Raw genomic sequence first — 14,312 nt, forward strand, 5'->3', positions numbered from 1 at the left:
GAGACTGACCCGAGCAGATTCACGGAGTTTTAGAACAATACGTTATAAGGCAAAGAGCCTTGAGTGGCCGCAAGCCACGTCGCGCGCCACGGGGGCGCCCGTCAATGGTCGGTAGATAGGTCAATCACGGATGCAAAAAGTGGGGGAATGCGCCGCGATATCGAGCGCCTATTTGAACCTTTCATTGCCGGCGTGAGGGTTATTGTCCGGGTCATTATCCAACGCAATAAGGACTGTTGCCGATGACCCAACAACCGGCTGTAAGCCAGGCCGCCGCGCCTGTCTCTCAGGAGAAAATCACCGCTGCACTGCTGGAAATCACCGGCGACCTGGACAAGGCCAGGGTGCTGCAGCATACGCTGCCCCCATGGCTGGTAAGTGCCGCCGCCTCAACGCGCCAGGCGCTGGAAGCGGCGCATGCCAGCAGTCAGCAACCCCGCGAGCGGGCCGCGAGCCTGTTGCGCCGTATAACGCCGCTCAGGTCATTTTGTGCCGAGCGACTTAAGGCGCTCCTGGCGGCCAAGGGGCATGCCGGGCTGGATGTCGAACGTGACTGGCTGGAGTTGCCCAATCGGCACTTCGCCGCGTTGACCGTCGGCCGTGGTGTACGGCTGCAGACGATGTCCATGGACAAGCACCACCTGCTGCAGGCGGCCATGCAGAATTTTACCCTGGACCAGGCCGAGGCAGGGGGGCTGCCCGCAGGCGCGGTGATTCGAACGGGCGCGGCAGGCCAAAAGGTGTCAACGCTCAGCGCTGGAGCCTTTGCGCGGTACTGCCGCGAACTGGACCTGGGCGCGGCCTATCAGCGGCACCTGCGTGAGGTGTTCAACCTCGCGGGGAGCGACGACGATGGCGGCGCTGAACGGGCCTACAACCCGGTGGTCGGCGAGGTCGGCCAGTGCAAGATCAAGGACATGCAAATCGACTTGCAGATTGCCCATGGCAAGGGCGATATCAGCGAGTCCGGCTATACCGCGTTGCAAGCCCTGCTCAATGCTCGCTTGCCCGCGCGGAACCTGCAGCATGTGTTGTTCCATGAAAAGCCGCTGATCTGGCAAGGGATGAATGTGCATGGCGCCTGCCTGTGGAGCGTGCTGGTGTTCGGCCATGCCTCCACGCACGGCTTTGCTGAGGGGCCCTTGCTGGTGTACATGCCAGGCGAGCCCGGGCGCCCGTGGTACGAATACCCCACGCTGGGGGACCTGATCGCCTACCTGACGCTCAAGCTTCAGGTGCCGGCCTATCGCAGCTTCTTCACGCGCTACCTGGATGAGGCCGAGCGGTTCGGTTTTTTCCAGCGTTTTGACCAACGCAGGACACTCGAACGCGTGGAGCCCGTGGCGGTGGACACCGGCCTGGAACCGTTCTTTTTCGGCGCCTTGACCCGCAAGATCCAGCTGGACGCCGTTGCATTGGCCGTGCCGACGGCGCAAGTCGATGAGGAGGCGCGGCAGAAACGCCTACAAGGCTATCTGGAGGCGGGCCTGAATATGCTGAACATCGCCGGCCTGATGGTGCCGGTGCTCGGGCAATTAATGTTGGGCGTCGCCGTCGGCCAGATGCTCGCCGAGGTCTTCGAAGGGGTGGATGAATGGACTCACAGCGACCAGGCCGAGGGCCTGGAACATTTGGTCAATGTGGCTGAAAACCTGGCGGCCATGGCCGTGTTCGCGGACGGTGTGAAGGTGGCAGGCAAGGTGTTCAGGGGGGTCAAGTCCAACCCCGCAGAGTTCTTCGAGGCAGTCGAAGCGGTGCAGCTGCCGGATGCCGGTCCTCGCTTGTGGCGTCGGCGGCTCAAGCCTTACGGCCGGACGCTGGATGTCGACGCCCTGACGGTGGCCAATAGCCGTGGGATCTACCAGGTCGGCGGCCATTCCTATGTCAGGATTATGGGAGTGGTGTACGCGGTGGCCTACGATGCGCGGTCGGGTTACTGGCACGCCCTTCACCCGACGCGGACCACGGCCTATCGTCCGCGTCTGCTGCACAACCGCCAGGGCGGTTGGCGGTTTGCGTTCGAACACCCCCAGGAGTGGGGCTCCCCGTCCTACATTCTCACTCGGCTTAACCCGCGCCTGGCCGCGCTGCCCACCGAGCAATTGAAATACGTGGCGAGCATTGTCGACATGCGGCCCTCCCGCCTGCACGCCCTGGCCCTGCAAAACAGGCCGCTGCCGGAGCGCTTCAACGACTGCGTGGCGCGTTTCGCCTTGAACCAGCAAGTCCGCGATCTGATCTGGCAGCTGGAACATCAGCCACGGCCGGATGCAAGCACCGCGCGCGTTCAGTTGCTGGCGTTGCCGCTGATGCCAGGTTGGCCGCCGGGACGGTTTTTCGAGGTGCTGGACCGCCAAGGGGCGCGGCTCGAACGCTTTCCCGGCAGCGCCACATTCGAGCATGGACACTTGAGCATCCACATCACTGAACAGGCGCTCAAAGACGGCGCAGTGATGGCGACGCTGCTCGACGTCCTGCCGCCGGACGAGATCCACACCTTGCTGGGGGGCACGATAGCGCCAGATGAGCAGGGCGCGGTGCTTGCGCGCCAGTTACTGGCCTCGCTCAAACGCACCCACCGAGAGGTCTTCCAGCAGCTGTATCAGGACGCGGATGGCATTACCCATTCAGATCACGGGTTGCTCAAGGCGCATTTCCCAAGCGTGCCCAATCGCATCGCCTGGGAGTTGCTGTCCAAGACGTCAACCGTGCATCGCTGGCAACTGCGCAGTACCCGGCGCGTGCCGCTGTTGCTCGCACAACGGGCACGCGAAGCGTTGGCGGTGCAGGAAGAAGACCAGGCGCTGATCGGCCTTTACCTTCCGGAGCTGGCCAGCGCCCCCTCGCGACGGCTGGCCGTGCACCTGCTGGCGAAGGTCGCGGGATGGCCGCAGGATTTGCACGTGCAGGTACGCCGGGACAGTTTGATCGGCGAGCTGATAGGCACCTCCGGCAGCCAGCATGCACGGTGGCGGCGCACACTGGTCGAGACCGGCGATGGGGTGCAGGCGTTCGACGATAAAGGTGCGCCGCTGGGCGAAAAAGCGTCAGGCCCTGAAGGGTTTTACCAGGCTCTGCTCGCCACCTTGTCGCCTGCGCAATTGGCAGCACTGAACCTCTCGGGGGCAGAGCGTGCCAGTCGATTGCGCGACGCGCTCCAGGCGTGTGCCGAGCAAGAGCGCCACGTGCTGTCACGCCATCTGTGGCCCGAGCGTGCACTCCCTGAGGCGGCGCCGGAACTATGCGCGCAGGCCATGGTGCGTTCGACGCGGCACCCGGTGGCGCTGGTGCGCAAGGTCAACAGGCTGTATCCCGGTTTTGACGAACGGCAGGTGGCGACGTTCCTGGACGGGCAAGGCCCCGATCACCTGGCGCGCGCCCAGGCCGTGGAGGCGCTGGAGCGACAGTTCGAGGCCCTGCATCGGGCGCTCAAGGCGTGGCGCAATGACGAGACATCCCTCGCCGGTTTACCTCATCCCCAGGCGGATTACCGCCTGGCCCGTCATCAGGCGATGCAGGCCATCGAGGACGGCTGGCGACAGCGGCTCCTGTTGCCCGATGCCAGTGGGGTAAACGTCCCAAGCCTGGTACTCGATGGCCTGGCCGTGGGCCGACTGCCGACCTTGCCGGCGCAGGTCACCTTTGCCCATATCCGACAGTTGTCGTTGAACAGAATGGGGCTCGACGATGACGTGGCGTATTTTCTCAAACACTTCAAGCAGCTCGAGACGTTGGAGCTGCGCAGCAACGAGGTGACACGCCTGCCGGAAGTACTGTCACAGATGCCCGCGCTCAAACGCCTGTACCTCAACGACAACCACCTGCAACTCACCGAACACACCCACGCCAAGCTGGCTGACCTGCGAGGCTTGCAGGTATTGAACCTGAGCAACAACCCGTTGATTGATCCGCCTGCCGTCGGCCACATGTTCGAGTTGCGTGAGCTGATGTTGCGTCATTGTCGCCTGCGCGCGTTTCCTGCTGGGGTACCGCGCTTGCCTTACCTGCATTACCTCGACCTGCGCGACAACGATATCCTCGCCTTGCCTGGCTGGTTGCCCACCGCGCCACGCCCTGTGGCTGAAGCCATCAACCTGCGCCACAACCCGCTGGATGAAGCCAGCCGAAAGACACTGGCCGACTATCGGAGCCAAACCGGCATAGGCATGGGCTTTTTGGAAGATGACATCGCTCGCCTCAACGAGCAGAAAGCCCGGGAGTTATGGCTGGCCGATAGCGCGGTTGCGCGCTACACGCAAAAAGAGACGGTTTGGACGGGACTCAAGCATGAGCCCGAGTCCGAGAGCCTGTTCAGGTTATTGGCCGAACTGGGCGGCACCGGCGATGCTCAACTGGTGCGGGAGGACCTGGAACGACGCGTTTGGCGGGTGCTGGAGGCGGCCGGAAATGACGCGCAGCTGCGCGATGAGATTTTTGACCGGGCCGCCACGCCGGTCAATTGCGATGACAGCGCGGCGCTGAACTTCAGCAACCTTGAGGTGCTGGTGGAGATCCACGAAGCTGCCAAAGGCGTCGAAGGGGGCAAGCTGACCGCCAAGCCGCTGCTGAAGTTGGCCAAGGGCCTGTTTCGTCTGGATCAGTTGGACAGCTACGCACGCACGCACAGTCAGCAGCACCCGGAGGCTGACCCGCTGGAGGTCAGCCTGGCCTACCGAACAGGGCTGGCCAGCAAGTTTCATTTGCCCGGTCAGCCCCTGCACATGCGCTTTGCCCGCCTGGGCGGCGTCACGGTCGAAGCGCTGAACACTGCCGAAGAACAACTCCGGGCGGCAGAGCGCTCAACCAAGCTCTTGAACTACCTGGTGGAGCTGCCGTTATGGGACAGTCACTTGAAAGTCGCCTTCAGCCAATCGTTCGAGGCGTTGAGCGAGCCCTATGACCAACGCCTGCAGGCGGTCTTTGAAAAAAGCACCGCGCTCAACGACGCCGACTACCTTGACCAGATGAACCAGATCCTGCGCGAGCAGCAGGCGGCGCATAAGGGCGAAGCTGAGCGCCTGACCAAGGAGGCGCTGAAATTCGGCGACCTGTCGCCCTGTGTGATGCCGTGATTCAACCCGGTCTAAGGCTTGGCGGCGTTGCTGCGAATCAGCGCGCGCAAGGCAAAACGGTTGGGGTGGCAAGCCTCGGCCACGCTGCTGGGCAAGGGCAAGGGTTCGGCGTCCAGCCAGGCCGCCAGCAGCTCGGCACACAGCGGCGCGGTCACCAGGCCACGTGAGCCGTGGCCGCTGTTGATGTACACGCCGTCCAGCCACGGGCAAGGTGTGGGCGGCACGTGGCGGGCGTCCTTGCGCAGGGCCGCGTAGGCCTGGTCGAACGCCTCGCGTTCGGCCAGCGGCCCGACAATCGGCAGGTAGTCGGGGCTGGTGCAGCGGAATGCGGCGCGGCCTTCAAGCTGCTTGGCAGAGCAGGCATCGGCGCCGAGACGGTCGGCCAGGTCGAGGGAGATTTCCCGCAGCATCGCCAGATTGCCGGCGTGCTCGGCGGCAGTGGGCGTCAGGTCGTCGCTCTTGAAGTCGAAGCTGGCGCCCAGGGTGTGTTCACCCAGGCGCGCAGGGGCGACATAGCCTTCGGCGCACACCACGGTGGCCAGCGCCTGGCTCGCCGTCGTTTCTGCCAGCCGTGTGATCTGCCCGCGAATGCGTTTGAGCGGCAGGTCGGCACTGAACGCAAACCGCTTGATCTCGGCGGCACCTGCCAGCACCACCACGCTCGCGCTCGCCAGCAGGGTGTCGCCGGCCAGGGCTTGCCATTGACCGTCAACGCGCTGCAACTCAAGGGCTTCGTGATGAGGCCGCACGTCGATCAACGGGTGCTGCGCTTGCCATTGGCATAATGCCGGCGGGTGCACCCAGCCGCCCTCGGGGTAAAACAGCCCGCCGTGTTCGAGCGCCACGCCGGCGCGCGCCTGAGCTTGAGCCTGATCAAGCAGGTGCAGCAGGCCCGGCGCAAACGCGGCGGCCAACTGGGCCTGGCGCTCGGCTTCCTTGGCATTGAAGGCCAGTTGCAGCACGCCGCAACCGTCCCAATCGACGCCGCGGTGCAGGTGCTCAAGCAAGCGCCGCGTGTGGCCGAAGCCGCTGAGGATCAGCTGCGAAAGCGCCGTGCCATGAGCCGAGAGCTTGAGGTAAAGCACGCCTTGCGGGTTGCCCGAGGCTTCCTGTGCCAGGGCGCCGTGGCGCTCCAGCAGGCTCACACGCCAGCCACGTGCCGCCAGGCTGGCCGCCGTGGCGCACCCGGCCAGGCCGCCGCCGATCACCAGGGCGCTGCGCTCACCGGGCACCGGCATCGGGCGGGCGAACCACGGTTTGCTGTGGGCAGGTGGCGGCGTTTCGGCCGGCCAACCGAGGAATTCACCGCGCAGGATCTCCCACTTATGCCCGATGCCTGGCGTGCGTTTCATCTTGAACCCGGCGGCGTTGATCAACCGGCGTACCCAGCCGGTGCTGGTGAAGGTGCTGATGGTCGAGCCGGGTGCCGCCAGGCGGGCCAGTTCGGCAAACAGTTCGGCGGTCCACATGTCGGGATTTTTTGCCGGGGCGAAGCCGTCGAGAAACCACGCATCGACCTGGGCATCCAGTTGTGGCAACTGCTCCAGGGCATCGCCGATCAACAGGGTCAGCGTCACGCGGCCGTTATCCAGCACCAGCCGCTGGAAGCCTGGGTGGATGGCAATGTAGTGCGCCAGCAGTTGCTCGGCGAAGGGCGCCAGCTCTGGCCAGAGGGCGAGGGCGCGTTGCAGGTCGGCGTGGCTCAGCGGGTACTTTTCCACGCTGACAAAATGCAGGCGCGCGCCCGGCACCGCATGCTGTTCGAACAGCTGCCAGGCGCACAGAAAGTTCAAGCCGGTGCCAAACCCCGTTTCGCCGATCACCAGCCGCCCGTTCACCGGCAGGGCGGCAAAGCGCGCCTGCAGACGGTTCTGTTCGAGGAACACGTAGCGGGTTTCTTCAAGGCCCGACTGGTCGGAAAAATACACATCGTCGAACACCCGCGAGTGCGGGCGACCTTGGTCGTCCCAGTCGAGCTGGGCGTGGGTGATGGGGTTCATGGGCGGCTCATAAAATAACAGCAGGCAAAAGCAAGGCGGCCATTCTAGCCGATCAATGGGCTTTGAATTGACCCACGGCACGTTGGCGTGGAATTTCCTCCCGCGCGTTGTTGCCCAATCCGCTAGTCTTGATCCAACTTGAAACGGAGCTGCCCATGTTCGAATCCGCTGAAATCGGTCACGCCATCGACAAAGACACCTATGAAGCCGAAGTGCCGGCCCTGCGCGAAGCGTTGCTGGAAGTGCAGTACGAGCTGCAGCAGCAGAAGCGCTTCCCGGTGATTATCTTGATCAACGGCATTGAGGGCGCCGGCAAGGGCGAGACCGTCAAGCTGCTTAACGAATGGATGGACCCGCGCCTGATCGAAGTGCGCACCTTTGACCAGCAGACCGACGAAGAACTGGCGCGCCCACCGGCCTGGCGCTACTGGCGGCAATTGCCGGCCAAAGGCCGCATGGGCATTTTTTTCGGCAATTGGTACAGCCAGATGCTGCAAAGCCGCGTGCACGGCGAGATCAAGGATGCACGCCTGGACCAGGCCATCGCCGGTGCCGAGCGCCTGGAAAAAATGCTCTGCGACGAAGGCGCGCTGATCTTCAAATTCTGGTTTCACCTCTCCAAGAAACAGATGAAAGCGCGGCTCAAGGCGTTGGCCGATGACCCGCTGCACAGCTGGCGCATCAGCCCGCTGGACTGGCAGCAGTCGGAGACCTACGACAAATTTGTGCATTTTGGTGAGCGCATCCTGCGCCGCACCAGCCGCGACTACGCGCCATGGCATGTGATCGAAGGGGTCGATGCGCACTACCGCAGCCTCACCGTGGGCAAGATCCTGCTCGAGGGCCTGCAAAATGCACTGAAGTTGCCCAAGGGCAAGGCCAGCGGCATGAACCCGGCGCCGTTGTTGGCCTCGGTGGATCAGAAGAGCCTGCTCGACAGCCTCGACATGACCTTGAGCCTGGACAAGGACGATTACGAAGAACAGCTGATCACCGAGCAGGCGCGTTTCTCCGGCCTGATGCGTGACAAACGCATGCGCAAACACGCGCTGGTCACCGTGTTCGAAGGCAACGATGCGGCGGGCAAGGGCGGGGCGATCCGGCGTGTGGCGGCGGCGCTGGACCCGCGTCAGTACCACATCGTGCCGATTGCCGCGCCAAGTGAAGACGAGCGTGCCCAACCGTACCTGTGGCGGTTCTGGCAGAAGATTCCGGCGCGCGGCATGTTCACGGTGTTCGACCGCTCGTGGTACGGGCGCGTGCTGGTGGAGCGCATCGAAGGTTTCTGCACCCCGGCGGACTGGATGCGCGCCTACGGCGAGATCAATGACTTTGAAGAGCAGTTGCGCGATGCCGGTGTGATCGTGGTCAAGTTCTGGCTGGCGATTGACAAGGACACCCAGCTGGAGCGCTTCCAGGCCCGCGAGAACATCCCGTTCAAGCGCTTCAAAATTACCGAAGACGACTGGCGCAATCGCGACAAGTGGGATGACTACCGTGCCGCCGTGGGCGATATGGTCGACCGTACCAGCACTGAAATCTCGCCCTGGACGCTGGTCGAAGCCAACGACAAGCGCTGGGCGCGGGTCAAGGTGCTGCGCACCATCAACCGCGCGCTGGAAGAGGCGTTCGACAAAACCGACAAGCACGACAAGAAGAAAAAGAAAAAATAGCGTTGGCGGGCGCTGACCTGTGGCAGGCAGGCTTTTTGTGGTGAGCAGGCTTGCCCTGCGTTGGGCTGCGAAGCGGCCCCATAGTCGGTCAATGCGTTCTAAATGAAAGTACGCGGCGTCTGCATCAGAGCCGCTTCGCGCCCCAACGCAGGGCAAGCCTGCTCGCCACAGTGAGCGTGTCCGCCCCAACATCCCACTTGGCAGAACCAGCCTGCTCATCGCCATGCTTTTGTATAGGCGGGGTGAATGATCATCGCGGTGGGGAGGGCGTGGATTTATCCTCGGTTGATCTTCCAACAACGACAAGATCGAGGTAGCCCATGCGTGAAGTAGTGATCGTCGACAGTGTGCGAACCGGCCTGGCCAAATCCTTTCGTGGCAAGTTCAACCAGACCCGTCCCGACGACATGGCGGCCCATTGCGTGAATGCACTGCTGAGCCGCAATGGCATCGACCCGGCGACAGTCGAGGATTGCATCGTCGGTGCCGGTTCCAACGAAGGCGCGCAGGGCTACAACATCGGGCGCAATGTGGCAGTGCTCTCGCAATTGGGCACGGGCACGGCAGGCATGACCCTCAACCGGTTCTGCTCCTCGGGCTTGCAGGCGATCGCGATCGCGGCCAACCAGATCGCCTCGGGTTGCAGCGACATCATCGTCGCCGGTGGCGTTGAATCGATCAGCCTGACCCTCAAAAGCGTCAACACCGACAACCTGATCAACCCGCTGCTGCAAGAGCAGGTGCCGGGCAGCTACTTCCCGATGGGCCAGACCGCCGAAATCGTCGCGCGGCGCTATAACGTCAGCCGCGAAGCGCAGGACCGTTACGCCCTGCAGAGCCAGCAGCGCACCGCGCAGGCCCAGGCCGACGGGTTGTTCGACGATGAAATCGTGCCGATGACGGTCACGTACAAGGTCGAGGACAAGCACACCGGCGCGGTGCAGATCCTTGAAGGCGTGGTAGATCGCGATGACTGCAACCGCCCGGACACCACGCTTGCCAGCCTGCAAGGGCTCAAACCGGTGTTTGCCGAAGACGGTTCGGTGACGGCTGGCAATTCCTCGCAGCTGTCCGATGGCGCGTCGATGACACTGGTGATGAGCCTGGAAAAAGCCCTGGCGCTGGGGCTCAAGCCCAAGGCGTTTTTCCGCGGGTTTACCGTGGCCGGTTGCGAGCCGGACGAGATGGGCATTGGCCCGGTGTTCTCGGTGCCCAAGTTGCTCAAGGCCAAGGGCTTGCAGGTAGCGGATATCGACCTGTGGGAACTCAACGAGGCGTTTGCCTCGCAGTGCCTGTATGCGCGCGACCACCTGGGGATCGACAACGCCAAATACAACGTCAATGGCGGCTCGATTTCCATCGGGCACCCGTTCGGCATGACCGGTTCGCGACAAGTCGGGCATTTGGTGCGCGAGCTGCAACGGCGCAACCTGCGTTACGGCGTGGTCACCATGTGCGTGGGCGGCGGCATGGGCGCCACTGGGCTCTTCGAAGCCGTACGCTAGGTCCCACTGAAGAAACCCGGCTTAAAAATGTGGGAGCGGGCTTGCTCGCGAAAGCGGTGGATCAGTCAACACATGCAAGGCTGACCCACCGCGTTCGCGAGCAAGCCCGCTCCCACATTTGAATTGTGTCGTATCCCAATTCGTGCGCTTGCCCCTAGAATGCTGCCTCCACTTCCTCAGGCATTCGGGGCACTCATGCACATCTCTTCCGGCCGCTGGGTTTATGGCTTTGGCTTGACCCTGCTGACCGCGTTCCTGTGGGGCATCCTGCCGATCAAACTCAAACAAGTGTTGCTGGTGATGGACCCGGTCACCGTCACCTGGTTTCGCCTGGTTGTCGCCGGTAGCTGCTTGTTTATCTACTTGGCCCTCACCCAACGCCTGCCCAGCCGCAAAGTGCTCGGCCCAAAAGGCGGTTGGCTGGTAGCCATGGCGGTGTGCGGGCTGGTGGGCAATTACGTGTTGTACCTGGTAGGCCTGAAAATGCTCAGCCCCGGCACGGCCCAGTTGGTGGTGCAGATGGGGCCGATCTTTCTGATGGTCGCCAGCGTGTTTGTGTTCAAGGAGCGTTTCAGCCTGGGCCAGGGTGTTGGCCTGGTGGTGTTGATCATCGGCTTCGGGCTGTTCTTCAACCAACGCCTGGTGGAAATGCTCACGTCCCTGGGCACCTACACCGCCGGGGTGCTGACGATTCTGCTCGCCACCACCATCTGGGTGTTTTACGCCTTGGGCCAGAAGCAGTTGCTGACGGTGTGGAATTCGCTGCAGGTGATGATGGTGATCTACCTGTCGTGCGCCGCGTTGCTCACGCCGTGGGCGCATCCGCTGGAGGCGCTGCAGTTGAGCCCGCTGCAAGGCTGGCTGTTGCTGGCGTGCTGCATGAATACGCTGGTGGCTTACGGTGCGTTTGCCGAAGCGTTGGCGCATTGGGAGGCCTCGCGGGTCAGTGCGACGTTGGCGCTGACGCCCTTGGTGACGTTTGTGGCGGTGGCGTTGGCGGCGTGGCTATGGCCGGCGTTTGTGCAGGCCGAAGAGATCAACGCCTTGGGCTACGTCGGGGCGCTGGTGGTGGTGCTGGGGTCGGCGACGGTGGCGCTGGCGCCGTCGTTGCTGGTGGGGCTCAGGGCTCGGCGGCTGCGGCTGGCGTCTTGATGCCTGGCGTGGCGGCCGAGTCGTTGCCGCGGCTTTAGGGTGGTAAACCGGTTTAAATGTGGGCGCTGGCATGCCTGCGATGGCGGTATGTCAGTTGACTGGGATATTGGTCGGCGTACCTATCCATTTCTGCGGTAACGGCTGCTATTGGTTGCGCTCTTATAGCGGCTCACTGTTGGAAGGACCCAAAAGTAAGCAAAAGGTCCTCGCCTCACCACTCGGCACCTCGCCTAGGCTCGGTGTGCCCGCACGCAGGCTTGAATCCGTGGACCGCCGCGCTGGGCCATCCTCGGCCCAGCGTGGCTAACCCGGCGTCCTGCCGGGTTAGCCACGGATCCAAGCCTGCGTGCGGCCAGCGTGGTTAATGGGGCGCCTTGGATCAAAAGCAGATCAAAAGCCCGAGGTCAGTGGCCGGCCTCGAGCATGTTTTCCGGGCGTACCCACTGGTCGAACTCTTCATCAGTCAAGAAGCCCAGCGCCAGTGCGGCTTCACGTAGTGTCAGGCCCTCGGCATACGCCTTCTTGGCGATCTGCGCCGACTTGTCGTAGCCAATGTGCGGGTTGAGCGCGGTCACCAGCATCAGGCCGCGTTCCAGGTGTTCGGCCATTTGCTCGGCATCCGGCTCAAGACCGGCAATGCAGTGTTCCTGGAAGTTGTTGCAACCGTCGGCCAGCAGGCGGATCGATTCCAGCAGGTTGTGGATGATCACCGGCTTGTACACGTTCAACTGCAAGTGGCCCTGGCTGGCGGCAATGCCGATGGTCACGTCATTGCCCAGCACTTGGCAGGCCAGCATCGACAGCGCTTCGCATTGGGTTGGGTTGACCTTGCCCGGCATGATCGAGCTGCCCGGCTCGTTGGCTGGCAACTTGACCTCGGCCAACCCGGCGCGCGGGCCGGAACCCAGCAAGCGCAGGTCGTTGGCGATTTTCATCAGCGCCACCGCGAGGGTTTTCAGCGCGCCGTGCAAGGTTACCAGCGGCTCGTGGCCGGAGAGGGCGGCGAATTTGTTCGGGGCGGTCACAAAGGGCAGCCCCGACAAGGCGGCCAACTCGGCAGCAATCGCCTCGCCAAAGCCGTGGGGCGAGTTGAGCCCGGTGCCGACGGCGGTGCCGCCCTGGGCCAGTTCGCACACCGGGGGCAGGGCGCTGCGGATCGCGCGTTCGGCGTAGTCGAGCTGGGCGATAAACGCCGAGACTTCCTGGCCAAAAGTGATCGGCGTAGCGTCCATCATGTGGGTGCGGCCGGTCTTGACCAGCTTCATGTGCCGCGCCGACAGCTCCGCCAGCCCACCCGACAGGTTGGTGATCGCCGGCAGCAATTGCTTATTGATCGCCTGCACCGTCGCGATGCTCATGGCGGTGGGGAAACAGTCGTTGGAGCTTTGGGAGCGGTTGACATGATCGTTCGGGTGCACCGGGCTTTTGCCACCGCGGGGCTGGCCCGACAGCTCGTTGGCGCGGCCGGCGATCACTTCGTTGGCGTTCATGTTGCTCTGGGTGCCGCTGCCGGTCTGCCAGACCACCAGTGGGAACTGGTCGTCATGCTGACCGTCGAGCACTTCATCGGCGGCCTGTTCGATCAGACGGGCGATATCGGCAGGCAAGTCGCCATTGCGGTCGTTGACCCGCGCCGCTGCCTTCTTGATCAGGGCCAGGGCATGTAGCACGGCCAATGGCATGCGTTGTTCGCCGATGGCGAAATTCACCAGCGAGCGTTGGGTCTGCGCGCCCCAGTAAGCGTCATCCGGGACATGCACTTCTCCCAGGCTGTCGGTTTCGATACGGCTCATCGGGCACACTCCTTCAGGTTCGTTTGCGCAGTTTAGGCCGTGATGGGCCTTGGGGGTTCCATAAAAGACTTTTCATCGCAGGCAAGCCCTGCAAATCCAGGCCGAACAAGGCCTGGGGTTGAGCCGCGAGGTTTTTTAGGCGCAGAATGGTCGCCCTTGGGGTCTTACCTCGCCTGCTAGAAAAGGAAACTCGATGACTCGTCTTCGTGCCATCTGTACCGCGGTTGCTCTGGTTTGCGCCAGCGGCCAAGTCTTTGCCGATACCGCCAGCCATAACGCCAGTGCCGAAGCCTTCCTTACCCTGGCCCACGCTGACAAGCTGGGTACCCCGGTGTACATGCAAGTGCAGCAAATGTTCGCCCAGCGTTTCGAACAGACCAAGGCGCCTGCCGCCAAGCAGTCCGTACTGGACAGCTACCAGGCCAAGGCCAACGCCGCGCTGGACCAGGCCATCGGCTGGCCGAAGCTGAAACCGGACATGGTCAAGCTCTACACCACCAACTTCAGCGAATCCGAACTCAAGGACCTGGTTGCCTTCTACCAGTCGCCACTGGGCAAGAAAGTCCTGGAAAAAATGCCGCAGCTGACCCAGCAGTCGGCCCAGATGACCCAGGCCAAGCTGGAAAGCGCTGTGCCGGTAGTCAACAAGCTGTTGGAAGACATGACCAACGAGCTGGCGCCGAAAGCCGCCGCACCGGCCAAGAAGAAGTAAGCAGGAATGAACATGCAACAGCGTATCGAAACGGCGCTCGCCGCCCTGAGCCCGCAACACGTAAGCGTGCTGGACGAAAGCCATATGCACAGCCGTGGGTTGCAGACCCACTTCAAGGCCGTGCTGGTCAGCCAGCAGTTCGAGGGGCTTAACCGCGTCAAGCGCCATCAGACGGTCTACGCCACGCTGGGTGACCTGATGAGCGAGTTTCATGCGTTGGCGCTGCATACCTACACGCCTGAAGAATGGGCGAAAATCGACGCAGCCCCGGCCTCGCCGACCTGCGCCGGAGGGCATTGAAGCAGCCACACGTTGTCAGCTGCCAGCGACAAGATTAGAGCCCTCGCAGCTGCCTTCTTGCTACAATCCCCAACGCGCCGCCCAGTCGGCGCGTTTTTTTTGCTT

8 protein-coding genes are annotated in these 14,312 nt (G+C 63.0%); 6 read left to right on the forward strand and 2 right to left on the reverse strand.

The genetic code is table 11. The features are described 5' to 3' along the window. Positions 1-242: 242 nt before the first annotated feature. On the forward strand, positions 243-5,072 hold the full coding sequence (locus tag AC19YS_RS17880; RefSeq protein ID WP_500602306.1) for an NEL-type E3 ubiquitin ligase domain-containing protein: 4,830 nt from the start codon (positions 243-245) through the stop codon (positions 5,070-5,072). An 11-nt stretch (positions 5,073-5,083) separates the two neighbouring features. On the opposite strand, the gene mnmC is transcribed toward AC19YS_RS17880, so the two are convergent. After that, positions 5,084-7,072 (reverse strand): bifunctional tRNA (5-methylaminomethyl-2-thiouridine)(34)-methyltransferase MnmC2/FAD-dependent 5-carboxymethylaminomethyl-2-thiouridine(34) oxidoreductase MnmC1, encoded by a 1,989-nt coding sequence (gene mnmC, locus AC19YS_RS17885; RefSeq protein ID WP_500602307.1) that lies wholly within the window; start codon positions 7,070-7,072, stop codon positions 5,084-5,086. Positions 7,073-7,227: 155 nt separating this feature from the next. On the opposite strand from mnmC, the gene pap reads away from it, so the two are divergent. The 3 genes from pap to AC19YS_RS17900 all read left to right on the forward strand — a co-directional run bounded on the left by pap (position 7,228) and on the right by AC19YS_RS17900 (position 11,402). Further along, positions 7,228-8,745, forward strand: coding sequence for a polyphosphate:AMP phosphotransferase (gene pap / locus AC19YS_RS17890; protein ID WP_119742394.1), 1,518 nt, complete (start codon positions 7,228-7,230; stop codon positions 8,743-8,745). A 320-nt stretch (positions 8,746-9,065) separates the two neighbouring features. Next, the gene (locus AC19YS_RS17895; protein ID WP_500602308.1) at positions 9,066-10,250 is read left to right on the forward strand and encodes a thiolase family protein; all 1,185 of its coding nucleotides are present in this window, start codon (positions 9,066-9,068) and stop codon (positions 10,248-10,250) included. Positions 10,251-10,445: 195 nt separating this feature from the next. Beyond that, positions 10,446-11,402, forward strand: coding sequence for a DMT family transporter (locus AC19YS_RS17900; protein ID WP_500602309.1), 957 nt, complete (start codon positions 10,446-10,448; stop codon positions 11,400-11,402). A 404-nt stretch (positions 11,403-11,806) separates the two neighbouring features. On the opposite strand, the gene AC19YS_RS17905 is transcribed toward AC19YS_RS17900, so the two are convergent. Beyond that, positions 11,807-13,195 carry a class II fumarate hydratase gene (locus AC19YS_RS17905; protein WP_124418118.1) on the reverse strand — a complete coding sequence of 463 codons (1,389 nt, stop codon included), beginning with the start codon at positions 13,193-13,195 and terminating at the stop codon, positions 11,807-11,809. Between the two features lie 193 nt (positions 13,196-13,388). Here AC19YS_RS17905 and AC19YS_RS17910 point away from each other — a divergent pair, with 193 nt between their 5' ends. Together AC19YS_RS17910 and AC19YS_RS17915 are read left to right on the forward strand one after the other, a co-directional pair. After that, positions 13,389-13,907: a DUF2059 domain-containing protein gene (locus tag AC19YS_RS17910; RefSeq protein WP_003175221.1), complete on the forward strand. Its 519-nt coding sequence runs from the start codon at positions 13,389-13,391 to the stop codon at positions 13,905-13,907. A gap of 6 nt (positions 13,908-13,913) precedes the next feature. Next, positions 13,914-14,207 (forward strand): BolA family protein, encoded by a 294-nt coding sequence (locus AC19YS_RS17915; protein ID WP_106576556.1) that lies wholly within the window; start codon positions 13,914-13,916, stop codon positions 14,205-14,207. The last annotated feature ends 105 nt before the right edge of the window (positions 14,208-14,312 follow it).

Source organism: Pseudomonas sp. MF08831 (assembly GCF_059862645.1).